A 24,767-nucleotide genomic window follows, 5' to 3' on the forward strand; every position below is an offset into this window, starting at 1 on the left:
ATTTGGGCGTGTTCTTCACTCGGGCTTGCGCCCTTGCTCAGAACCGCGCTTTCCGTTTCAATTCCTCGGCGTGGCCTGCGGGATTTCCACTGCAATCGCTCACGCAGGATTTCCGGCATCTACTCATTCAGGTTCGGACGAAGCCATTTTCGGGCAAAATCAATATCTACATTCTTACGTTTCGCATAATCGGTGAGTTGGTCTTCGGTAATTTTCCCGACACCGAAATATTTCGCGTGCGGGTTTGCAAAATAATACCCTGAAACAGCCGCCGTAGGAAACATTGCGAGACTTTCGGTCAGTTCAAGACCAATATTTTCTTTTACATTAAGCAACTGCCAGATGGTGAGTTTTTCGAGATGATCGGGACAGGCCGGATAACCGGGTGCAGGCCGAATGCCACGGTATTTTTCGGCAATCAGATCCTCATTCCGGAGATATTCGTCAGAAGCGTAACCCCAGATTTCAGTGCGAACTTTTTGATGAAGAAACTCTGCAAATGCTTCAGCCAACCGGTCAGATAATGCCTTCGCCATGATCGCATTATAATCATCGTGACTGTTCTTATATTTCTGCACCAACTCTTCGGTCCCGAAACCCGTCGTTACGGCAAAGCATCCGATATAATCCTGTACACCAGATGTTTCGGGCGCGATGAAATCGGCAAGTGCATAATATTCTTTACCCGCAGAACGCTTTACTTGCTGACGGAGTGTATGAAAAGTTGAAATTTGACTTCCATTTTTATCGTACACAGCAATGTCGTCATCGTGCACCGCGTTTGCTTTAAAGATCCCGATGACCCCTTTGGCTTTTAGCGACTTTTCAGTAATAATCTGCCGGAGCATTTGCTGCGCGTCCTGGAAAAGTTCTGTAGCTTCCCGACCCACAACCTCATCATCCAAAATTTCCGGATATTTGCCGTGTAATTCCCAACTCCGGAAAAACGGTGACCAATCTATAAATTCGGCAATTTCACTTAAATCCTGGTCTTCAATCACCTGAACGCCCAATTTTCGCGGCGGATGAATACTTTCAAGGTTCCATTCAATCTTAAATTTATTTTTACGTGCTTCATCCAGAGACACATACGCTTTTTCCACCTGCCTTTCCAGAAACTTTTCACGGAAATCTGCGTATTCGGTCTTTAGGTCAATTTTGTACTGGCCGCTTTTGTCGCTAAGCAATGTACTCACCACGCCAACCGCGCGCGAGGCATCATTAACATGTATCACGGCACTCTCACATTTCGGGTCGATTTTTACCGCGGTGTGTGCTTTAGAAGTGGTAGCGCCACCGATTAGTAATGGAATATCGAGGTTCTGCCGGTGAAGTTCAGCAGCGATATGTACCATCTCATCCAAACTCGGCGTGATGAGACCGCTAAGTCCTATTGCATCGGCTTTCAGGTCAACTGCAGTTTGAATAATTTTCTGGGCTGGCACCATTACGCCCAAATCGATAATTTCATAGTTGTTACACGCAAGTACGACGGAAACTATATTTTTACCGATATCATGCACATCGCCTTTCACAGTAGCCATCACAATTTTTCCGTTGGCGGGCTTCGAAATGTCTTTTTGCGCTTCGATAAATGGCTGCAGGCACGCCACCGCTTTTTTCATTACGCGTGCAGATTTCACCACTTGTGGCAGAAACATTTTTCCGCTGCCGAAGAGGTCGCCTACCACGCCCATTCCTGTCATCAGGTTGATCTCAATCACATCAAGTGGCCGAGCGGTCTGCCTCCGTGCGTGTTCTACATCTTCTATGATGTATCGGTCTATTCCTTTTACCAATGCGTGGGTGATCCGGTCTTGCAGCGGCGCATTTCGCCACGTGAGATCTTCGGCGATTTCTTTTTTGCCCGATCTGTTCTTTTCCGAATATTCCAAAAGTCTTTCGGTTGCATCTGGCCGCCTGTCTAAAATAACATCTTCCACCAATTCAAGTAAATTTTTTGGAATTTCGTCATATACGTCCAACATCGCCGGATTCACAATACCGATATTCATACCGGCCTGTATGGCGTGATAGAGAAAAACCGTGTGCATTGCCTCGCGCACTGCATTGTTTCCACGGAATGAAAACGACACATTTGAAACACCGCCAGAAACCGAGACGTATGGCAGATTTTCACGTACCCATTTGGAAGCCCCGATGAAATCAAGCGCGTTACGGCGGTGCTCCTGCATGCCGGTCGCGACAGGGAAAATATTAAGGTCGAAGATGATATCTTCAGCCGGGAAACCCACTTCTTTCACCAAAATATCATAGGAACGCTTAGCAATCTCAATCCTTCGCGAAAAGTTGTCTGCCTGACCAACCTCATCGAAAGCCATCACCACCACGGCCGCACCGTATCTCCGCACCGACCTCGCCTGCCTTTTAAATTCTTCCGCACCTTCTTTCAGACTGATCGAATTGACCACTGACTTGCCCTGAACAACCTGAAGACCGGCTTCAAGGATTTCCCACTTAGAAGAATCTATCATGATCGGGACTCGGGCAATATCGGGCTCGGCAGCAATCAAATTCAGGAATTTTACCATACAGTATTTACCATCGAGAAGTCCGTCATCAAAATTCACATCAAGGATCTGTGCTCCATTTTCTACTTGATGTCGTGCAATTTCAAGCGCTTCGGAAAAATTACCATCCTTGATCAGCCTAAGAAATTTCTTCGAACCTGCAACATTGGTTCGTTCGCCCACATTGATAAAATTGGATTCTGAATTTATATTTAAAGGCTCGAGGCCAGAAAGTTTAAGGTGTTTCATTTTATATTTAATTGCAGCATAACTGCTAAAAAACATTATTCGTAAGAAATTGATAACAAATTACTTATACAGTTCAGTGGATAATTCAGTTTTTCTCGGCTGATAATTTCTCGCCAGATCAGCGATAGCGGCAATATGTTCGGGCGTGGTTCCGCAGCAGCCCCCGATGATATTTACGAGACCTTTATCGAGATATTCCCTGATTTGTGCAGCCATATCCTCAGGCGATTCGTCATATTGCCCAAAGGCATTCGGCAGGCCGGCGTTCGGATAAGCGGAAATATAGAAATCTGAATTTGAAGCCAGCGATTCAAGGTAGGGAGTGAGTTGTTTTGCGCCAAGTGCACAATTAAAGCCCACACTGAGAAGATCGCTGTGCGAAACCGAGATTAAAAAAGCTTCAGCAGTTTGTCCGCTGAGGGTGCGGCCCGAAGCATCTGTAATTGTGCCCGAAAGCATCACGGGAATTTCGACGCCACGTTCTTCTTTAATTTCGGCGATTGCGAACAGCGCGGCCTTTGCGTTTAATGTATCAAAAACAGTTTCGACAAGTAAGATATCAGCACCGCCGTCTAATAGTGCTTCCGCCTGTTGTTTGTACGCCACACGAAGTTCATCGAAGGTTACCGCGCGAAAACCGGGATCATCCACATCAGGACTTAAACTCGCGGTTTTATTTGTTGGTCCAATAGAACCTGCCACAAAACGCGGCTGAGAAGGAGTTTTTTGGGAAAATTCGTCGCAAACTTTTCTGGCAATTCTTGCGGACTCATAATTCAGTTCATAGACTAGGTCTTCCATGTGATAATCGGCCATGGCTATGGTGGTACCTGAAAATGTATTGGTCTCAATGATATCTGCGCCTGCCTCAAGATATTGGCGGTGAACCGCTTCTATGGCCTGCGGCTGCGTAAGGGACAAAAGGTCATTATTTCCTTTTAATGAATGCGGCCACTCTTTGAACCTTTCGCCACGATAATCTTCATCGGTAAAATTATAACGCTGAAGCATAGTTCCCATCGCGCCATCAAGGACAAGGATTCTATTACTGAGTTCGGAAAAAAGCTTATTATTTGAACGCATTTTCAATTTTTTTAAAATAATAAAACTGAAAATGCTACCAGAAAAGGTAAAATGTATTCGCGTTATCTGTACCCGGTTGTGGGATAGAATGTAGCACCTTCTTCGCGTACGAAGGGTTGCCAAGGCTTCACAGAGTCTAATCTCTCCACCTTTCTTGATAACATTTTCAATATGTAAATGAACGAAGTCTGCTGCAAAAGTAGATGATTTTTCCGAATGTACAAGCGGTGGCCAAATTTAAAAATTGCTAATTTCGCAGCTCAAAAAACAGTTTTATGACCGCAATACAGAAGCGAATGGCCGATGACAGCTGGAAAAAATGGGGGCCATACGTAAGTAACAGACAATGGGGTACGGTGCGCGAAGACTACAGCAGTAACGGTGATGCCTGGGGTTACACCACTTACCGCGATGCGATGAGCCGCGCCTACCGCTGGAATGAGGATGGGATTGCGGGTATCTGCGATGACAAACAGTTGCTTTGCTTCGCCTTTTCGTTTTGGAACGGTGCCGATGAGATGCTGAAAGAAAGGTTTTTCGGATTGAGCAACTACGAAGGGAACCACGGCGAAGATGTGAAGGAAATATTCTATTATCTTGATAATACACCCTCGCATTGCTACATGAAAATGGTATATAAATATCCGATTAACAGATTTCCGTATGAGCAGCTGGTCTCCGTGAATGAGAGCAGGTCTAAACGGGAGCCGGAATTTGAAATTACCGACACAGGGATTTTTCAGAATAATGAATATTTTGACCTGTTTATAGAATACGCCAAAATTAATCATGATGATATCGCCATCCGGCTTACGGCGGTAAACCGCAGCAACAGACGCGCGCCGCTGACAGTGATCCCCACTGTTTGGTTCAGAAATAACTGGGCTTGGGGCAACGGCACTTACAAACCTCAGTTTAAAGCAGATACTGACGGGAAAGTTGGAATTCAGCATGAATCAGTTGATTTTAAATTCTTCTATTCAAAAGATATCGGTGTTGAAGACGTCTTCTGCGATAATGAAACCAATCCGCACAAGTTCTCAGAACACCACATGTCTGAAGCCCAATATTTCAAAGACGGAATTAATGAATATTTAATTCATCGAAATGCAGTTGCAGTAAATCCTGAAAAAACAGGAACGAAAGCAGCTTTCGTCATCAATGCAGAGCTGGATGCGGGTGAGAGCAGGACGTTTGATTTTCGGCTGAGCCCGCATGATATGGAAGAGGCATTCTTTAATTTCGACGACGTTTTCAAGTCAAAAAAAGCAGATGCAGACGAATATTATGCTTACGTACAATGTGACATAGAATCGGCCGAAGAAAGGAATATCCAGCGTCAGGCACTTGCCGGACTGCTTTGGAACAAGCAATTCTATAATTACAATGTTTCTAAATGGCTCAAGGGCGACCCAAAATATCCCGCGCCGCGTAATTTCGACCATTTTGTAAGAAATACCGGCTGGGAGCATATGCAGAACAAAGACATCATCTCGATGCCTGATAAATGGGAATATCCGTGGTTTGCTACGTGGGATTTGGCATTTCACTGCGTTCCGTTTGCCATCATAGATCCAGCCTTCTCCAAAGATCAGCTGAAACTGCTCACCAAAGAATGGTACATGCACCCAAACGGGCAGCTACCGGCGTATGAATGGGATTTCAGCGACGTAAACCCGCCTGTTCACGCGTGGTCAACTTTCCGCGTGTATAAAATAGACGAAAAATATAACGGCAAACCTGACATTCAGTTTCTAGAAAGCGTTTTTCAAAAGTTGCTGCTCAACTTTACGTGGTGGGTGAACCGCAAGGATAAAAACGGGAACAATGTCTTCGGCGGCGGCTTTTTAGGTCTTGATAATATCGGCGCTTTTGACCGAAATATGCAGTTCAAGAACGGCGATCACCTGGAGCAGGCTGACGGCACTAGCTGGATGGCGATGTTTGCGCTGAATATGATGCGGATTTCGATGGAGCTTGCCCTTTACAATCCGGTTTACGAGGATATGGCGATCAAATTTTTCGAACATTATCTGTACATCGCCAAGGCCATGGAAAATATCGGCGGAAAAAAAGGTGGTTTATGGAATGAGGAAGACGGCTTTTTCTATGACGTGCTGCAGCTGAATGACGGCGATTCTGTTTCATTAAAACTGCGGAGCATCGTTGGTCTTATCCCGATGTTCGCAGTAGAAATCATAGACCACGAAACGCTCGAGAAGCTGCCCAATTTCCGCACGCGCATGGATTGGATCCTAAAGAACAAACCCGAACTGGCGAACCTTGTTTCGCACTGGGAAGTAGAAGGCCGTGGAGGAAAACATCTGATGAGCATCCTGCGCAAAACACGGCTGAAACGCGTACTTTCGAGAATGGTGGACGAAAATGAGTTTCTGTCCGACTTCGGAATTCGTTCGATGTCTAAAGTTTACGAAGAAAATCCGTACAACTTTACAGTAGACGGCAAAGATTTCGTGGTGAAATATACGCCTGCGGAAAGCGACAGCCGGATGTTTGGCGGTAACAGCAACTGGCGTGGGCCGATTTGGTTCCCGATTAATTTTCTGATTGTTGAAAGTTTGCAGCGCTACCACTATTACTATCAGGAAAGTCTGCAGATAGAATTTCCGGCCAACAGTGGCGAAATGAGAAATCTTGAATTTGTGTCCGATAACATCAGCCAGCGCCTATGTTCGATTTTCCTTCGGGACGAAAAGGGCGAGCGACCGTTCAATGGCGGAAATAATTTACTCAATCATGATGAAAATTTCAAAGATTACATCATGTTTCACGAATATTTTAACGGGGACAACGGCAAGGGAATCGGGGCGTCACACCAAACCGGCTGGACCGCAACCGTAGCCAAACTTTTAAAACCCAAAGCCTCGTAGCTTTTAACTTTATAAAGCGTTTATAATTCAGAGCCAAACATTATAGAAACTGCCCTTCTTAAAAATAATGTTTGGCTTTTTTTAGCTTTGCCCATTTACCGAAATACTGTACTTGACCTCTACATTAGGCTCGAATGTCTTCGATACGGAGCAGTATTTGTCAAAAGAAAGCTGCGCAGCGCGGCGGGCTTTATTTAGATCTATTTCGCCTTCGAGATGGAAACGAACTTCTATCTTTTTAAACGGTTTAGCTTCATCTAGAACTATGCGTTCACCTTCAATTTCTGCCGAAAATGAGGTAATGGTCTGACGCTGCTTTTTCAGTATAGATACGATATCAATTCCGCTGCACGCTGCCACTGCCATCAGCACAGATTCCATCGGAGAAACGCCATTGGAATTGGGTTCTGAAGTGTTATCAAGTAAAATTTTTGCACCGGCAGCATTGGATCCTTCAAACAGATAATCGTTGTTGATGCGCTTTAGCGTGACTTTCATTTGGGCTGAATTTAAGTTTAAAAAAAATCTTTACCTTTAAGTTTCTAAAGAATAAATATATGAATTATCACAATGAAAAGTCAGGCAATGGCGGAGTAATCACGCTTAGCAACGACGCGGAAGAGGTTGGAAGATTGACCTACACAATTTTTCCTGAGCACGACAGAATGGTAATTTCTTACGTATTGGTTCACCGCCAGTTCGAAGGCCGTGGAATGGGGAAATATCTCATCGAGGAGGCGCTGAAGTATGCAAGAGACAACAACTGGAAAGTTTATCCGCACTGCTCATACGCCCGAAGCGTGATGAACCGTATGAATGACGTAGAAGATATTCTGCTTCACCGATAAAGCCAGTTTTTGTAAAAACTAAAAATTTAAAGTGATTCCAGCAATTCGTCTGTGATTTCCATATTGTGATAGACGTTCTGCACATCGTCATCGTCCTCAAAGCGCTCCAGCATCTTCATGTTGGCTTTAAACTGGTCTTGTGAGACTTCTTTGGTGATGTTGGCAATTCGCTGCAGTTCGGCAGATTTCGCTTCGATTCCGAGTTCTTCAAGCTTATGCGCCACGGCTCCGAAATCTTCATAGGCTGAGGTGATCATTACTTCTTCTTCATCACTTTCAATGTCTTCGGCTCCGCCGTCGATCATTTCCATTTCGAACTCATCCCACTCCATTTTGATGAGGCTGCGATCAATTGTGAAAATACCTTTGCGATCGAATATAAAGGTCAGTTCACCATTTTTACCGAGATTACCGTCAAACTTATTGAAAATCGCACGAACGTTTGCAACGGTACGCGTGGTGTTGTTGGTAGTACATTCTACAAAAAAAGCCACGCCGCCCTGTCCGTAACCTTCATAAGTTACTTCCTCATAGTTTTCTGCCTCTGCTCCACTTGCCTTCTTTATAGCGCGCTCTACATTGTCTTTGGGCATGTTTGCCCCTTTTGCATTCTGAATGCAGCGGCGCAGAGCGGGATTTGCTTCCGGGTCGGGACCACCGGCTTTCACCGCAAGTGCGATATCCTTACCTATTTTAGAAAACGTCTTTGCCATTTTGTCCCAACGGGCCATTTTTGAGGCTTTTCTATATTCGAATGCGCGTCCCATAGTTTTGTTTAAAGTTGGATGCAAAAGTAAATAAATTCAGACATAAAAAAAACACCTCCGAAAATTCGGAGGTGCATTTTTATAGATGAAAGTTACTTCTTAGTAATCTCTCTTTTTCATTGATTCCCAAGTCGCTTCGTCAGCAGGCTTAACAACCACTTTTCTATCTTTCAATCTCTCAGCGTTAGAAGCAGTTTCAGGAACTGTAGCATCTTGCTCACCTACACCCATAGATTTCAGTGATGTGTTGCTTACTCCTCTTGCTTCAAGTGCATCTACTACAGCTGCAGCTCTTCTTTGAGAAAGTTTCAAGTTATAAGAATCTGAACCTTTTTTGTCTGTATGACCGATGATCATGAATCTACCCTGAGAGTCTTTGATGATTTGAGCAGCATTGTCAAGTTTTTCTTTAGACTCTGGTCTAATCGTAGCTTTGTCAAAGTTGAAAAGAATATTATCAAGTGCTTTAGTTGCATCATCAGCCCAAGCTTCTTGAGGTTTAGGGCAACCGTTGTACTGAGCTAAACCTGGAACGGTAGGACAAGCATCATCTTTGTCAAGGATTCCGTCACCGTCAGTATCTGGCCAAGGGCATCCATTGTTTTCAGCTGGACCTGCAACTTCAGGACAAGCATCATCTTTGTCTACTACACCGTCACCGTCAGTATCTGGCCAAGGGCAACCGTTGTTCTCAATAGGACCGGCAACATCTGGGCACTGATCGTCTTTATCTGGAACTCCGTCACCGTCTGTATCTGGGCAACCTTGGAATTCAGCTAAACCTGGAGTATCTGGACATAAATCATCCTTATCTAAAATACCATCTTTGTCTCTGTCTGTGTTACCAAAACGGAATAACAATGATGCAGAAGCTTGCCAGAAGTTTGCAATAGTAGAATTATCTACTGGTGTAGAAACATAATCTCCCTGAACACCTAAACCGAAGTTCTTAGTGATCCAGAAGTTTGATCCAATACCTGTAGCAAGAGCAAAATGATCAGCTCTTCTCATTGAACCTGGTTCATTATCAGAGAATCCGTTGATTACCTGACCATTTGTATCTGTAAGCGGAAAGTTTACACCTGTATAGTCATGTCTCAAGTAATTAGCACCAACTCTTAAGTACGGGTCAAACCAAGATTCTTCATCCCAAAGACCGTTAAATTTAAATTGAAGACCAAGACCTGTCATTAGGAAGAATTCTTTCCCCATGCCAATTTTCTTGTTATCAACATTACCAACAGAAGTCTGCCAATCTACAACAAGAAGTCTGTTAATGTTTCTTGCCACAGTAAGTTTAGACAATGGTGGAACGATAGTAAAATTGTTGATATTGTACAATTCTCCTCCGTCTCCGCCACCAAATGCTGTAGCAAATACATCACCTGCGTTTCCACCCGCTGCAGCATGATTTACTCCGTGAGCACCAACACCGATAAGCCACGGGTTACTGGTCGTCTGAGCGAATACAGTAGTGGCCACAGTAAGTGCCAATGCTGAAATTCCTAATTTTAGATTTTTCATAGAATTAAATGATTAAATAATTGATATTGCAAATTAAATATAAATTTTCCGTATAGTCCAAGTTATTACAGCGAAATTTTAACTTTTCTTTAATATCCTGTCCAGATTACGTTTGTTTTCTCTGTCTTTTATAGTCTCCCGTTTGTCGAAGAGTTTTTTACCCCGTGCGAGCGCTATCAGAACCTTAGCTTTTCCGCTGTTATTTATGTAGAGTTTTAAAGGAATAATGGTGTTACCAACATCTTTTAACTTCTTTTCGAATTTTTTCAATTCTGTTTTGTGCAACAGCAACTTCCGTTCCCTTTTTGTTTTGTGGTTATAAAATGTGCCTAATTTGTACTCATCAATCATCATATTAATGATATAGAGTTCACCTTCAATAAACTGACAAAATGACTCTGTGATGCTTGCTTTCGATGACCTCAGGGATTTTATTTCGGTGCCCGTAAGTACCATCCCTGCTTCGATTTCTTCCAAAATCTCATACTCAAATCTGGCACGCCGGTTTAATATGGTAACTGATTTTTCTATTTTCATCTCAATATTTAAACATGATTTGACAAAATGTTAATATTATAATATTTTAACTGAATTTTTCTTAACATTTCATCTGAAAACCAATTCTAGCAGACCTTTCTAAAACAGCCTGCTTAAGCCGATAAGTTTTCGTAATTTTGCACCAAATTTACAAAAGTATATGCTAACAGTATCTAACCTATCATTGCAATTTGGCAAACGGGTACTTTTTGACGACGTAAACATCATGTTTACAAAAGGTAACTGCTACGGTATAATTGGTGCAAATGGTGCCGGAAAATCTACATTTCTCAAAATCCTTACCGGCGAACAGGATCCTACCACCGGAAGCGTAAGCCTTGAGCCCGGAAAAAGAATGTCTGTCCTGGAGCAGGACCACTTCGCGTATGATAAATTCACCGTTCTTGAAACTGTGCTTCGTGGAAACCAAAAACTATTTGATATAAAGGAGGAGATGGATGCTCTTTACGCCAAGGAAGATTTCTCCGATGCAGATGGCATCAAAGCAGGAGAACTCGGTGTAATATATGATGAGATGGGCGGTTGGAACTCGGAATCAGATGCGATGACCATGCTTTCAAACGTTGGGATCAAAGACGAGATGCACTACCAGTTGATGGGTGAGCTTGAAAACCAGAATAAAGTAAAAGTTTTGCTCGCACAGGCTCTTTTCGGTACACCGGATGTACTGATTCTCGACGAACCTACCAACGACTTGGATATTGAAACAATCTCATGGCTTGAAGACTTCCTGGCAGATTATGAGAATACCGTCATCGTGGTATCGCACGACAGACACTTCCTCGACACGGTTTGTACACATATCGCTGACCTCGATTATTCTAAACTGAACCTTTATACCGGTAACTATTCTTTCTGGTACCAGGCATCGCAACTCGCTACACGCCAGCGTCAGCAGGCAAATAAGAAAGCGGAAGAAAAGAAGAAGGAACTTCAGGACTTTATCGCGCGATTTTCATCCAACGTTGCAAAAGCTAAGCAGGCAACCGCACGTAAGAAAATGATCGATAAACTTAATATTGAAGACATCAAACCAACGTCCAGACGTTATCCGGCTATTATTTTTGATACCGAACGTGAAGCGGGAGATCAAATTCTGGAGGTTAAAGGTTTAGAAAAAACAAAGGACGGTGAATTATTGTTCTCAAACATTGACCTTAATCTTAAGAAAAATGATAAGGTGGCCATATTATCTAAAAATAGTTTGGCGATCAGCGAATTCTTTGAAGTACTGATGGGCAAATCTGCTGCAGATAAAGGCAACTTCACGTGGGGCATCACTACCACGCAATCTTACATGCCGCTCGATAACACTACCTTTTTCCAGGAAGACATAAATCTCGTTGATTGGCTGAGACAGTACACCAAAAACGACGAGGAAAGACACGAAGAATACATGCGCGGCTTCCTCGGAAAGATGCTTTTCTCCGGTGATGAAGCGCTGAAATCCTGCAAAGTGCTCTCCGGAGGCGAAAAGATGCGTTGCATGTTTTCCCGCATGATGCTTCAGAAGGCCAATGTACTTGTGCTTGATGAACCGACGAACCACCTGGATCTTGAAAGTATCACCACGTTAAACAACTCTTTGACTAACTTTAAAGGTAACATCCTTCTCGCGTCACATGACCACGAAATGCTGCAAACCGTTTGTAACAGGATCGTGGAACTTACGCCAAAAGGTATTATTGACCGCGAAATGTCTTACGATGAATATCTGGCAGACAAGAAAGTAAAAGAATTACAGGAACAGTATTATTCTTAAAAATGAAGACCGCTCATTACCCGAGCGGTTTTTTTATGTTTAAACTTAAAAATTTCTCTACCAAACTTTTTGTATTTTTGTAACTATGAGTCAAAAATGGATTTACAAGCAGGAGCCAGATGAAGAAATTGTAGATGCAATCAGCTCATCACTGGGATTTGGAAGCTTCGAGTCCAAAATCCTCGTAATCCGTGGTATAGACAATTACCAGAAAGCCAGAGAATTCTTCAAGCCCAATTTAAACGATATCCACAATCCTTTTTTGATGAAGGATATGCAACTCGCCGTAGACCGTGTGGCAACCGCTATCGAAAATGGCGAAAAGATAATGGTTTACGGAGATTATGATGTAGACGGAACCACTGCTGTGGCGCTCATGTATTTGTATTTAAGTAAGATTGTCGACAAAAAATATCTCGATTTTTATATTCCGGACCGTAATATCGAAGGCTACGGAATCTCACTGGAAGGAATAGATTATGCCAAAAACAATGGGTTCTCGCTGATAATCGCACTGGATTGTGGCATCAAGGCGATTGATAAAATAGAATATGCCAAGACGCAGGGTGTGGATTTCATCATTTGTGACCATCACTTGCCCGGCGAAGAAATTCCGGATGCCGTGGCAGTTCTTGATCCCAAACGCAAAGACTGCCGCTACCCTTTCAAAGAACTTTCCGGTTGCGGCGTGGGTTTCAAACTGTGCCAGGGACTTAATACAATTTATAAACTCCCGGAAGCTGAACTATTCGAACTCACCGATCTACTTGCCATATCTATCGCTGCAGACATCGTTTCAATGACCGGCGAGAACCGCGTTTTGGCCAAGCAAGGTTTAAAAATCTTACGCAAAGCCCGGAATTTAGGTTTAAGGTTACTCATCCCAGAAGAAAAACTGGCTACGTTCGAAATCTCGAACATCGTATTTGAAATTGCACCGAAAATAAATGCCGCCGGCCGAATTTCGCATGGAAAGGCAGCCGTTGAACTGATGGTTTCCGATAACCTTAAACAGGCGCACCAAATAGTAAACGACATCGTCACGCTGAATGACTCCCGCCGTGAAATGGATATGAGCAGCACCACTGAAGCTTTGCTCCAGATAGAAGAGACGCAGCAGGAAAAAAATTACACCACCGTCGTCTATGGCGCCGGATGGAATAAAGGTGTGATCGGAATTGTGGCCTCACGCCTTACCGAAACTTATTATAAACCGACGTTGGTTTTTACAGACGGCAACAATGGCGAAATGGTAGCCTCCGCGCGTTCAGTGGCCGATTTTGATGTGCATGATGCGCTAGAAAACTGTTCGGAGTTCTTCCTTAAATTCGGTGGACATCCCGCGGCAGCAGGACTTTCGATGGAAAAGGATAAATTTGATCTCTTCCGGCAGAAGTTTGAGGAAGTGGTTTCACAAAAAATTCAGGAGCATCAAAAGGAGCCTTGCCTCACCATCGATTCTGATGTTCACTTGGACGATCTGAACAAGGATTTCTTTAATTTTCATCGTAAACTTGCACCTTTCGGCCCCAATAACATGAAACCCATTTTAGCACTGAAAAACCAGCGCGTCGCGGGATACGTGAAAACAATGGGCAAAGACAACTGTCACCTGAAATTCTATATTAAACAGGAGTCAACAGGCCGAAACATTGAATGTGTAGGTTTCAAGCTGGGCAAATTTGCAGATGACTTCCGCACCAAAACATTTGATATTGCCTTCACTGCAGAAGAAAATCACTGGAAAGGAAACGTTACTTATTATCTCAACATTCGTGACGTGAAATTTGCGGAATAATCTACTTTAAAGCCTCCGGTGACGTTCGAAAGGTTTCGTCCGGTCAAAAAGATAGCGGTAAGTCGCGAGTTTTCGCGTAACCGTAGTTTCGAGATTTTCGGCAATCTTGATCATTTTGGGATTGAAGTCGCCTATCCACTGCATCTCATAATCTTCAAAATCTGTGGTGCGGCGAAAATGTTTTGTTCCTTCCCAAATCATGAAACCGTCAATTCCTTTGCGCTGCCATTCGGGTACAATACCAAAAACGAGCCCGACCATTTTCGTGTTCTTTTTAAATTTTTTAACGACAAGAAACTTGATTTTTTGCCAAATACCGAATTCTGAACCGGTGTATTTAAACCATTGATTCAGGTCCGGAATATTCATCCACATTGCGATTGGCTTTTCATTTTCGTACACAAACCACGAAATATGCTCATTGATAACGGGCTTTAAAGTATTGAAAAGTTTCAGCGTCTGGGCTTTTGAAATCTCCTTTCCTCCTCCATGTTGCGCCCAGGCGCGGTTGTAAACTTCAGTGAAATCCGCCGCATACTTTTCGAGGTTGCGGACTTTCATCCGCTGGGCGGAGATTGCAGGGTTTCGTTTCACGCGCGCGTGCATATCCAGGAAATTCTGTGCAACAGGATCGTGCACTTTGCGCCCAAAACAGAGTTGATTGAAGTAAATCTGAAAGCCAAAATTCTCAAAAAGCTGCTGATAATAAGGCGCGTTATAGTTCATCCCATAAAGCGGTTCACTGAATCCCTCGATAAGTAAACCCCAGAATTTATCGCGTTCGCCAAAGTTTATCGGGCCATCCATCGCTTCCATGCCACGTTGCTGGTGCCAATTCCGGCAAAAATCAAATATAAAATCGGCAGTTGGCTGATCATTGATACAATCAAAAAAACCAAAACCACCGGTCGGCTGCTCATTGCGGTATTTTCGGTTGACGAAAACCGCTACACGGCCCACACTTTCATTGTTATCATTAAAAAAAAGAAAGCGTTCGCACTCACCGTAGCGGAAAAATTTGTTCTTTTTAGAATCAAAAACCGCTTCAACATCGTTATTTAACGGTTGGATATAGTGGGGATCATCTTTGTAAAGCTTCGCCGGAAAAGAAAGGAATTCGGAGATTTGCGCGGCAGATTCGACTTTTTGAGCCCTCATATTTTTGTAGCTTTCAATTTGTAAATGCTTTTTTAAAGAATTGCTCTAAGACTTATCAGTGCCAAACGGTAGCCCGAAAGTCCGAAACCGCTGATAACTCCGAGAGAATGCGCGGCTGTGACAGACTTTTGCCGGAATTCTTCCCGTTTGTAGATATTGCTGATGTGCACCTCGATCACGGGTTTCGAAATGTTCTTTAAACAGTCTGCAATAGCATAGGAATAGTGGGTGTACGCACCCGGATTGATGATCAGTGCATCAAAATCGTCGAGCTGAATCCTGTTTATAATCTCACCCTCAATGTTGCTCTGAAAGAAATAAATTTGAGTATCGCCGTACTCTTGGCGAAGATTTTGCAGATAGCTGTCCATCGGTTCGCTGCCATATATTTCAGGCTCTCGGGTGCCTAAAAGATTAAGGTTTGGACCGTTTACGATTAAAATATTCATCCGTACTTTTTTTACAAATATAATAGGTTTAGAATGGGAAAATTTTATTTTATGAATAAAAAACTAATATAAACATTTGGTATAACGACCCGGATTTGGCTGAAAATTGCCACTTAACAGATCCGTAACTGCTTATTTTTTAAGAAAATGTATTTTTGTAAGGCGTCCAATACCAATATCCATGAAAGTTTTAAAAAAAACACTTAAATATACCGGCATTTTCCTCGGATCACTGCTGCTGCTCGTCATTCTGCTCATTCTGAGTTTACAGTTGCCGGGTGTTCAAAATTTTGCTAAAGGAAAACTGGTAAATTACCTCGAAGAAAAAATCCATACAAAAGTCACTCTGGATCGCGTACACGTGGGTTTTCCGAACAGTTTGGTGATGGAAAATCTTTATCTGCAGGGCCAGACTGTAGATACGCTGCTTTTCGCACGAAAGCTGGATGTGGGTCTTAATATTCCGAAACTTCTGAAAAGCACTGCAGACCTTACCTCAATAGATCTCGAAGGTGTAGCGGCAAATGTGGTGCGCGAAAAAGACGGACGCTTTAATTTCGACTATATCATTGATGCTTTCGCCACGAAAGATTCGGAGGAAAGTGAATCGAAACCTTTCATCATCTCGCTAGATAAGATCAAACTTCGCGATATCCGGGTCACTTTCATAGACAATCAGGCACGAAACGACATTGCGCTCTATTTCAAATCATTCGATACCAGAATTCGCACTTTTGACCTGCAGAATAATTCTTACGCCGCCAATAATATTGTGATGGATGGTTTACGGCTTAAACTTAAGCAGGATTTGCTCGAAGAAGTGGCGGGGAAAGTAGAGGAAAAAGTAGATTCTCTGAATCAGCAAAAACCGATGAAAATTGGTCTGAACCGAATTAAATTCACCAATTTCAATATCGATTACGGCGATGACAACTCCAGGACTTTCGCGAAAATTATCTTTAAGGAGCTTTATACGGAAATTAACCAGCTGGACCTTGAAAATAACCGTTTCGGAATTGACAATATCCTACTTCGTGGTGCCAACATTGACGCGAAACTATTTTCGCCTGCGAACAGTTCTTCCGCAAACAGCGAAACTAAAACTTCCGCATCCCAAAAGCCACTTGCGTTGCAACTCGGGAAACTGCAGTTTGATGATGTGAAACTGGCGTACGACAATACCGCGGTGGCACGTACGCGAAGCGGAATTGATTTTAATCATCTCAATTTCTCCAAACTGAATCTTGAACTCAGAAACTTTAAAATGTTGGACGAAACGTTCGCCGGCACCGTAAATTCAGCTGAGATTAAAGAAAGCCGCGGGCTCCAGATTCAAAAATTCAATACTGATTTTGTCTATAATAACGAAGAGGCGTATCTGAAAGATCTCTATCTGCAAACTCCCCGCACGACGCTTCGGGATGAAATTGTGCTGAACTATAATTCTATACAGCAACTTTCTGCAAATCCGGGCTCGGTGAAGATAGCCGCGGATATTGAGAACTCTAAAATAGGGTTCGCCGATGTCTTACTTTTCGCTCCTCAGCTCAGAAATACCGCGCCTTTCAATAAATATCCGAATGCTACATTAAATTTAAATACAAGGCTGCGCGGAACCATCAATGATCTGAACATTCAAACGCTGCAACTTTCGGGACTGGACCAGTTGCGCATTAATGCTTCAGGAACCATCAGGAATGCGATGTCACCGGAAAATTTGGCTTACGACCTTAATATCCGTGAATTTTCGTCATCTGCTAAAACCGTTTTCAATCTTGTTCCGAAAAACACAATTCCTTCAAATATTTCGCTGCCATCGCAATTTAAGATCGCCGGTACCGCAAAAGGAACCACGCAGCTTCTCAATACAAATCTGCGGCTAACGTCTACACTTGGAAATGCCGCGGTGCGCGGATCAGTGGACATGCGGCGTAAAAATCAGGAGCGGTACGATGTTTTGGCTAACCTGCAGAATCTGCAGATCGGTAGAATAATCCAGAATAAAGATTTACAGGGAATTACAGGACAAATTTCGGTGAAAGGACAGGGTTTTGAACCAAAATCTGCGATAGCCGACATTAAAGGTAATATCGGATCTGTGTATTATAACGGTTACACCTACCGTAATATGGCGTTAGCGGGAAAAATAAACCGCGGGGCATACAGGCTAAATCTGGATTCTAAAGATCCGAACGCCAATCTGAAACTGCTCGCTTCCGGCGTTTACAATGAAAAAAATCCAACCGTGAAGGTGAATGGCACCATCCAGAAACTTGATCTTAATAAATTAGGGTTCTACAGTGATCAAATGATCCTGGCGGGAAACCTGGATGCTGATTTTACAAGCTTGAATCCGGATGCGCCGAATGGCTTTCTCCATCTGAAGAACTTCGCGATTTCAGATACAAAGGATGTATTCCCAATTGAAGAAGTGATGCTCAAAGCGGTATCTACAGAAGACAGCAACCGGATTGAACTGCTTTCGCAGGTAGCGGATGTGGAACTTACGGGTAAATACAAACTGACGCAGATTTTCGGCTCGCTACAGCAAACGATCAATCAGTATTATGAGTTTCAAAAGCCCGGATCTAACACAGCCCGAATAGATCCGAACCAATATTTTAATTTAAACGCAAAAGTAAAAGACGATAATCTGATGCGACGTTTCGTGCCCGAACTCACTGCTTTTGAGCCTATTACCATTACGGGAAATTATGATGCAGATACAAGGCAAATTCAGCTGAACGGCCAAATTCCGCAAGTCACTTATGGTGAAAATGTGATTCGGGACGGAATTATAAATGTGAACAATCAGGGCGACGCGCTGGTGTATGATGTTCAACTTGCCGAATTTAACAATGAAAGTATCGCCTTAAAAAAAGTAGGTCTCACAGGTGATGTCCGCAATAATGTGATTACGTATAAGGCCTCCACGAAGGACGAAAAAGATCAGAATAAGTTTCTTATCGCGGGAAATGTGGAAAAAATGGGTGACCTGACGCGTATTCACCTCGATCCCGACGGTTTGACTTTGAACTATACAAACTGGCAGGTTACGCCAAACAATTATCTGCAGATTGGCCGTGGTGGCATTGTAGCGAATAATTTCGGCATTTCCAATGAGGGCAGCCAAATCCTGCTACAGTCTCAAACCAATTCTCCAAACAGCCCGCTGAATGTTAACATCACAGACTTTAAAATAGAGACTATCACAGAACTGGTAAGGAAAGATTCGCTTTTAGCCAAAGGAAATATCAACGGTACTGCGCAACTCCGCAACCTACAGAAAAACATGACTTTTGACGCCGATATTGATGTGACCGATCTCTTTGTGTATGGAAATCCTGTCGGAAACCTTGATTTAAAAGCAAACAGTGCCGGAACCAATATTATCAGGGCAGACGCCGCGCTGTCCGGCTTCGACAATGATGCGCGGATTACCGGAACTTTCAATTCTTCGACGGGCAATATTGACATGAATCTTGATCTGAACCGGATGCAGATGAAAACGGTACAGGGACTCTCGATGAACGCGATGGAAGATGCTGAAGGCTACCTTTCGGGAAATCTCCGCATAAACGGAACTACTTCAGCACCAAAAATACTTGGAGGAATTAAGTTCAATGATGTCGGGTTGGGTATTACGCAGCTTGGCAGTAAGTTTAGAAATATCAATGACGAAATAAGTTTCACCAGCCGCGGAATCGACTTTAATAATTTTACCATTAACGATGACTCGGGGAACGACTTTATAATCGATGGTGAGATATTGACGCAGACCTACAGGGACTTCGCATTTAATGTGGATCTGAATGCGACTGACTTTAAAGTAGTCGATTCTGAAAAAAATAACGATCAGATCATGTACGGTGTCCTTGCCGTGAATGCGGATCTGGCAGTGCGCGGAAAACTCGATCTGCCGCAAGTGGACGGAAACCTTAGAGTAACAGACGTTACCGATTTTACTTTTGTGCTACCAACTTCTTCTCCACAGCTTCAGGACCGTGAAGGAATTGTGGAATTTATCGACCAGGATTTGATTGCACTGCAGGAAACCATTAAAGCTGATTCACTTACAAACCAAAGTGACATCAAAGGTTTGGACGTGAATGTAAATATTTCAGTCACTAAAGAAGCGAAAATCTCACTCCTGATCGATAAGGCAAATGGTGATTTCGTGAAACTTCAGGGTGACGCAGAACTTACAGGAGGCATTGATCCTTCGGGTAAGACAACGCTCGTAGGCGTTTACGAAGTAGATCAGGGCGCATACGAAATGTCTGTAAGCCTGCTTCGCCGCAAGTTTGAGATACAAAAAGGCAGCACGATCACGTGGACCGGCGAACCTACGAGTGCAAATCTGGACATCACCGCTGTCTACAAAACCAATGCGGCGCCGCTTGACCTTTTGCAGCAACAGCTAACGGGCGCGTCCGGTTCCGAACTGAACCAGTACAAACAGCGCATCCCGTTTAACACCCTGCTCATCATGAAAGGTGAACTGATGAAGCCAATCATTACATTCGACATTACTACTGATGAACAGAACAGTTCGGTTTCGTCGACTGTGCTTGATAATACAAGAACCAAACTTGAGCAGCTTCGCCGTGAAGAGGCAGAACTCAACAAGCAGGTTTTTGCGCTGCTGCTGCTGAATAGGTTCATCGGTGAAAACCCTTTCCAGAGCGATACGGGTATTTCTGCCACTACTTTGGCTAAACAAAGTGTCAGCCGCATCCTTTCTGAACAGCTAAACAATCTGGCGAAGGATCTAATTGGTGGTGTAGAACTCAATTTTGACCTTGAATCCACAGAAGATTATTCTTCCGGAAACCGGAACGAACGCACTGACCTTAATGTTGCATTGAGCAAAACATTGCTTGATGACCGACTGACCGTTACGGTTGGCAACAATTTCGGACTTGAAGGAGATGCACGTGCAAATGAGCAGATGACCAATATCGCCGGAGACGTAACACTCGATTATAAACTGTCGCGCGATGGCCGATATATGCTGCGGGCATACCGGAAAAATGATTACCAGGTCGCATTGCAGGGACAAGTGATAGAAACCGGTGTAGGCTTCATCATAACACTTGATTATGACAAATTCCGCGATATTTTCGACCAGATGAAACGAAACCGCGAGGTTAAAAAACAAAAACGCCTTGAAAAAAATGACTAAATTAAAACTGAAACATTATTTCGGCGCTTCCATGGCTGCGATGGTCCTGAATTCGTGCAGCAACACAAAATTTTTGAAGGAAGGCCAGCTTTTGTACACAGGAGCGGAAGTAAACATTAAAAATGATACGCTTAGCAAAAAAGAAAAATCAAATCTTGCAGAAGCGCTTGAAGATCAGTTGAGACCAAAACCGAATTCCTCTTTTTTAGGTCTGCGGCCACAACTTTACATCTATAATATTACGAAAGAACCTAAAAAGGATAAAGGTCTAAGACATTGGCTGAAATACAGAATTGGCGAAAAACCCGTTCTGCTGGGCGATGTCGACCGTAAATTTAATGAAGACATTATCGTAAACTATTCGGAAAACAAAGGTTTTTTCAATGCGCGCGCAACATCAGACACGATTTCTAAAAACAAAAAAGCAAAAGTAATATACACGCTTACGCCGGGCGCACGATACCTGATCAGTAATGTAAATTTCCCGGTAGATTCTACATTGATAAACAGCGAAATTCAGTCCATTAAATCTGAAAGTCTTTTAAAAGCGGGTAACCCATTTGATTTAGACGTTATAAAAGCCGAACGTGAACGAATTGATGAGCATCTTAAAAACCGTGGGTTTTATTATTTCAGCCCAGACAATATCATTGTTCAGGCAGACAGTACCGTATTGAAAGAACCAAAGGTGGAACTGTTCGTAAAACTTAAGAATAATACGCCGCAACTTGCCAAAGAACCGTTCACCATCAATAAAACCATCGTATTTCCAGATTATAATATCGATGATGTGAAGGTCGGAAAATACGGAATTCCTTATGCAACGGATTCGGTGGAAGTTCAGGACGATTTATATATCGTGGATCCTGAGAAAAAATTCAATTCGAGAATTTTCAACCGTGCACTATATTTCAGCAAAGGTGATCTGTACAACCGTAAAGACCACAACCTTTCGCTGAACAGGCTGATCAGTTTAGGTGTTTTTAAATTTGTAAAAAACGAATTTGTAGTTTCAGACTCTCTGAATAATCAGTTTGATGCGTATTATCTACTCACGCCGCGGCCGTTTCAGTCGCTCCGGCTCGAAACATTAGGTAAGACAAGTTCAGCCAATTACACTGGCGGCGAAGTGAACCTGAACTGGACGCACCGAAATCTTTTTCGGGGAGCCGAACAACTAAAAGCGAGTGTTTACGGTGCTTTTGACGTACAGATTGGTGGTCCGAAAGATGCCAATAACATCATTCGGGTGGGTGCCAATGCACAACTCTCCATACCTCGCATCGTGGCGCCATTCAGATTCAGATCTTCCAGTGCGTATGTACCGCGTACCAATTTTGACATCGGCTATGAATATTTGAGCCGAACCCAGCTTTACACGCTTCACAATTTCACCGGATCATTCGGCTATCTCTGGAAAGAAAATGAGCGCAAAGAGCATAATTTGAAGGTTCTGGATGTAACTGTAGTAGCACCGCAAAATGTTTCGGATAAATATCTGCAACAAATAAAAGGTGATCCGGCCAACGGTATTATGCCTAATCCTTCGCTGCAGCGCGTCATAGACAAACAATTGATTTTCGGCCCAACGTATACTTATACGTACACCAACACGATGTTGCCGAAAAAAAACACGATGTATTATAAGGGCAGTGTGGACCTCGCAGGCACTTTGGCCGGAATCCTAAGCGGCGCCGATGCAAAAGCCGGCAATCAGAAAGAACTGTTTAATATTCCGTTCAGTCAATATGCGAAAATGGAACACGACTTCCGCTACTACCGAAAAGTAGGTGACAAAAGCAGCTTCGCAAGCCGAATTATCGCAGGAATTGGTTATCCGTACGGAAATTCGACTACGATTCCCTATGTTAAGCAGTTTTTTGTAGGAGGCAGCAACAGTATTAGGGCATTTCGCGCCAGAACATTAGGGCCTGGCAGCTACGACCCGACCGTGCAGAACGCCTCGTTTTTCTTCGACCAGTCCGGTGACATTAAGCTCGAACTGAATGCTGAATACCGTGCAAACCTTTACAAATTCTTAAATGCCGCGGTATTTGCGGATGCAGGCAATGTATGGCTTGTGAACGAAGATCCTGAAAGGCCAGGCGGTAAGTTTTCAAAAGAATTTGTAAAAGAAATCGCGGTGGGAGCCGGTGTTGGCTTGCGACTTGATTTTAATATTTTACTCCTACGACTTGATTTAGCGATGCCGCTGCGCGTTCCCTATTTTGAGGAAGGTGACCGATGGACGTTTGACAGCATAGATTTCGGGGACCGAAACTGGCGGCGAGATAACCTTATACTAAATATTGCGATTGGCTATCCGTTTTAATTAAATATTTTACGTGATGAAAAAGTTAAAATTCTACTGGGAAACCCTGAAAGAAACCTATAAAGAGTGGAACGATTCACCGGCCGGAAAAGATTCTGCGAGCCTGGCATACTACTCTATTTTTTCGATTCCCGGCTTATTAATTATCATCATCTGGATCGCTGGCTACTTTTTCGGTCAGGAAGCTATTCAAGGACAAATCAGTGCACAAATAGGCGGAATGATGGGAGAAAGTGTTGCCGACAGCATCGAAGAGATGATCGCTGGTGCACTGATTGATAAGGAAAATATCTTCATGAAAATCGTGGGAATATTTTCTTTGGTATTTGGTGCAACCACCATTTTCTTTCAGTTACAGAAGTCGCTTAATTATTTGTGGGATGTTGAAGCAGCACCAAAGAAAGCATTTATAAAACTAATTTTGGACCGTGCAAACTCGCTGGGGATGATTCTGGTTATCGGTTTTTTGCTTATGATTACGATGGTCCTATCGTCACTTATAAGTTTATTTAATAATTTCATTGCAGCCCAGTTTGGATTGGAAACATATTACCTGATGGAAGTTGTAAACTTTGCGATTGGTTTTTTCCTGGTAATGGTTGTATTCGCGTTCATGTTTAAAGTACTTCCGGATGCCGAAATCGGTTGGAAGTCCGTTTGGGCAGGTGCTACACTGACGGCTGTGCTTTTCACAATCGGTAAATTTCTCTTAAGTTTTTATTTCGCTGAATTCAAACCCGAATCGGCGTTTGGTAAGGCGGGAACCGTGATTCTGATCATGTTATGGATTAATTATTCTTGTATGCTGATATTTTTCGGTGCGGAATTCACTAAGGTTTATTCAAATAAAAAAGGCTACAAGATTGAACCTTCGAAGCACGCAAAATGGAGCACGGAAAAGCTATACCGTAAAAAACTGGCTGAAATGTCAGAGGAGAACAAAACCGCTGAAATGGAAAAGATTTAATCCTTCGACGGTTTTTAAGTAAAATAAAATGCTTCGATTGACTGAAGCATTTTTTATTTGAATACGAATTACCGTAGAGCATTTGATAAGACCTGTGGAACTTTAGCGTTTCTTCTTTATAGATCCCCACCGCCGCGAATAGCTTAGTTAATTTACAACTACAATCACTTGCAACTTTAAATGGTTCTTCAGGAATAATATCTATGTATATTTAAACGTGTCTTCCCTCTTGCGTTCCATTGAAACCCAACCTATTCTTGTTTTATAGAGTTAGCGTTACTATAAAACGTATCACTAAATTAATAATAACCTGTATCGGTCCCTACCAATCCACCAACTGTTTGCATCTGTTAAGACCTTTACGCTTTAAAGTTGAACCTCTGAAGTCATTAGATTATATAGACAATCATTCTCTGCGTGCACCAGACGGATCGAAATCAGTCTACAACAATGCAATACTTGGCTTTTGCGCAAAAAAAATCCCCAATCAACTAAATGATTGATGACGATGTCCCGCCGAGGCGGATTAAAAAAACTGGCGGCGCCCTACTCTCTACTCGTCACAGATGACGAGACAGTACCATAGTCCGCGTTGAAGTAAGGGTTTAGTGATACGCCCGCCGCGAGTATCCGCATGTGGAGTTACAGTTGAGTGCATTTAAAAC

15 protein-coding genes and 1 riboswitch are annotated in these 24,767 nt (G+C 43.1%); of the genes, 7 read left to right on the plus strand and 8 right to left on the minus strand.

All coding sequences use genetic code 11. The annotated features are described in order from the left end of the window. Nucleotides 1-119: 119 nt before the first annotated feature. Nucleotides 120-2,780 carry a methionine synthase gene (metH, locus tag QEP06_RS11535; protein WP_285270355.1) on the minus strand — a complete coding sequence of 887 codons (2,661 nt, stop codon included), beginning with the start codon at nucleotides 2,778-2,780 and terminating at the stop codon, nucleotides 120-122. A gap of 60 nt (nucleotides 2,781-2,840) precedes the next feature. Further along, the gene (locus tag QEP06_RS11540; RefSeq protein WP_285270356.1) at nucleotides 2,841-3,863 is read right to left on the minus strand and encodes a homocysteine S-methyltransferase family protein; all 1,023 of its coding nucleotides are present in this window, start codon (nucleotides 3,861-3,863) and stop codon (nucleotides 2,841-2,843) included. A 59-nt stretch (nucleotides 3,864-3,922) separates the two neighbouring features. Further along, nucleotides 3,923-4,027, minus strand: a riboswitch (SAM riboswitch). Nucleotides 4,028-4,138: 111 nt separating this feature from the next. Here QEP06_RS11540 and QEP06_RS11545 point away from each other — a divergent pair. Next, nucleotides 4,139-6,754, plus strand: a complete 2,616-nt coding sequence (locus tag QEP06_RS11545; protein ID WP_285270357.1) for an MGH1-like glycoside hydrolase domain-containing protein — start codon at nucleotides 4,139-4,141, stop codon at nucleotides 6,752-6,754. 81 nt (nucleotides 6,755-6,835) lie between these two features. On the opposite strand, the gene QEP06_RS11550 is transcribed toward QEP06_RS11545, so the two are convergent. Continuing rightward, nucleotides 6,836-7,252 (minus strand): OsmC family protein, encoded by a 417-nt coding sequence (locus QEP06_RS11550; RefSeq protein ID WP_285270358.1) that lies wholly within the window; start codon nucleotides 7,250-7,252, stop codon nucleotides 6,836-6,838. Nucleotides 7,253-7,311: 59 nt separating this feature from the next. On the opposite strand from QEP06_RS11550, the gene QEP06_RS11555 reads away from it, so the two are divergent. Further along, nucleotides 7,312-7,602, plus strand: coding sequence for a GNAT family N-acetyltransferase (locus tag QEP06_RS11555; RefSeq protein WP_285270359.1), 291 nt, complete (start codon nucleotides 7,312-7,314; stop codon nucleotides 7,600-7,602). A 26-nt stretch (nucleotides 7,603-7,628) separates the two neighbouring features. Here QEP06_RS11555 and QEP06_RS11560 read toward each other — a convergent pair whose 3' ends face one another. From QEP06_RS11560 to smpB, 3 genes are all read right to left on the minus strand, one after another. Then, nucleotides 7,629-8,369 carry a YebC/PmpR family DNA-binding transcriptional regulator gene (locus tag QEP06_RS11560; protein ID WP_251834067.1) on the minus strand — a complete coding sequence of 247 codons (741 nt, stop codon included), beginning with the start codon at nucleotides 8,367-8,369 and terminating at the stop codon, nucleotides 7,629-7,631. Nucleotides 8,370-8,468: 99 nt separating this feature from the next. Then, complete coding sequence (locus tag QEP06_RS11565) at nucleotides 8,469-9,893, minus strand: OmpA family protein (protein WP_285270360.1); 1,425 nt, start codon at nucleotides 9,891-9,893, stop codon at nucleotides 8,469-8,471. A 78-nt stretch (nucleotides 9,894-9,971) separates the two neighbouring features. Further along, nucleotides 9,972-10,430, minus strand: coding sequence for an SsrA-binding protein SmpB (gene smpB / locus QEP06_RS11570; RefSeq protein WP_251834069.1), 459 nt, complete (start codon nucleotides 10,428-10,430; stop codon nucleotides 9,972-9,974). Nucleotides 10,431-10,590: 160 nt separating this feature from the next. Between smpB and QEP06_RS11575 the strand changes: the two genes are divergently transcribed. Together QEP06_RS11575 and recJ are read left to right on the plus strand one after the other, a co-directional pair. Continuing rightward, a complete protein-coding gene (locus QEP06_RS11575) occupies nucleotides 10,591-12,213 on the plus strand; it encodes an ABC-F family ATP-binding cassette domain-containing protein (RefSeq protein ID WP_251834070.1) in 1,623 nt (540 codons plus the stop codon). An 85-nt stretch (nucleotides 12,214-12,298) separates the two neighbouring features. Beyond that, nucleotides 12,299-14,011, plus strand: a complete 1,713-nt coding sequence (recJ, locus tag QEP06_RS11580) for a single-stranded-DNA-specific exonuclease RecJ (protein WP_285270361.1) — start codon at nucleotides 12,299-12,301, stop codon at nucleotides 14,009-14,011. A gap of 6 nt (nucleotides 14,012-14,017) precedes the next feature. On the opposite strand, the gene QEP06_RS11585 is transcribed toward recJ, so the two are convergent. Further along, a complete protein-coding gene (locus QEP06_RS11585; RefSeq protein WP_285270362.1) occupies nucleotides 14,018-15,169 on the minus strand; it encodes a hypothetical protein in 1,152 nt (383 codons plus the stop codon). Nucleotides 15,170-15,201: 32 nt separating this feature from the next. Then, nucleotides 15,202-15,618 (minus strand): type II 3-dehydroquinate dehydratase, encoded by a 417-nt coding sequence (aroQ, locus tag QEP06_RS11590; protein WP_285270363.1) that lies wholly within the window; start codon nucleotides 15,616-15,618, stop codon nucleotides 15,202-15,204. A 181-nt stretch (nucleotides 15,619-15,799) separates the two neighbouring features. Here aroQ and QEP06_RS11595 point away from each other — a divergent pair, with 181 nt between their 5' ends. From QEP06_RS11595 to QEP06_RS11605, 3 genes are read left to right on the plus strand one after another with little or no spacing between them, the layout of a single operon-like run. After that, nucleotides 15,800-20,803, plus strand: coding sequence for a translocation/assembly module TamB domain-containing protein (locus QEP06_RS11595; RefSeq protein WP_285270364.1), 5,004 nt, complete (start codon nucleotides 15,800-15,802; stop codon nucleotides 20,801-20,803). After that, nucleotides 20,796-23,135, plus strand: coding sequence for a translocation and assembly module lipoprotein TamL (gene tamL / locus QEP06_RS11600; RefSeq protein ID WP_285270365.1), 2,340 nt, complete (start codon nucleotides 20,796-20,798; stop codon nucleotides 23,133-23,135). Before QEP06_RS11595 ends, tamL begins: the two co-directional genes overlap by 8 nt. 13 nt (nucleotides 23,136-23,148) lie before the next feature. After that, entirely contained in the window at nucleotides 23,149-24,102 is a 954-nt protein-coding gene (locus QEP06_RS11605) for a YihY/virulence factor BrkB family protein (RefSeq protein ID WP_285270366.1), read from the plus strand. Nucleotides 24,103-24,767: the final 665 nt, after the last annotated feature.

This window comes from Kaistella rhinocerotis (assembly GCF_030243905.1).
Lineage (GTDB): Bacteria > Bacteroidota > Bacteroidia > Flavobacteriales > Weeksellaceae > Kaistella > Kaistella rhinocerotis.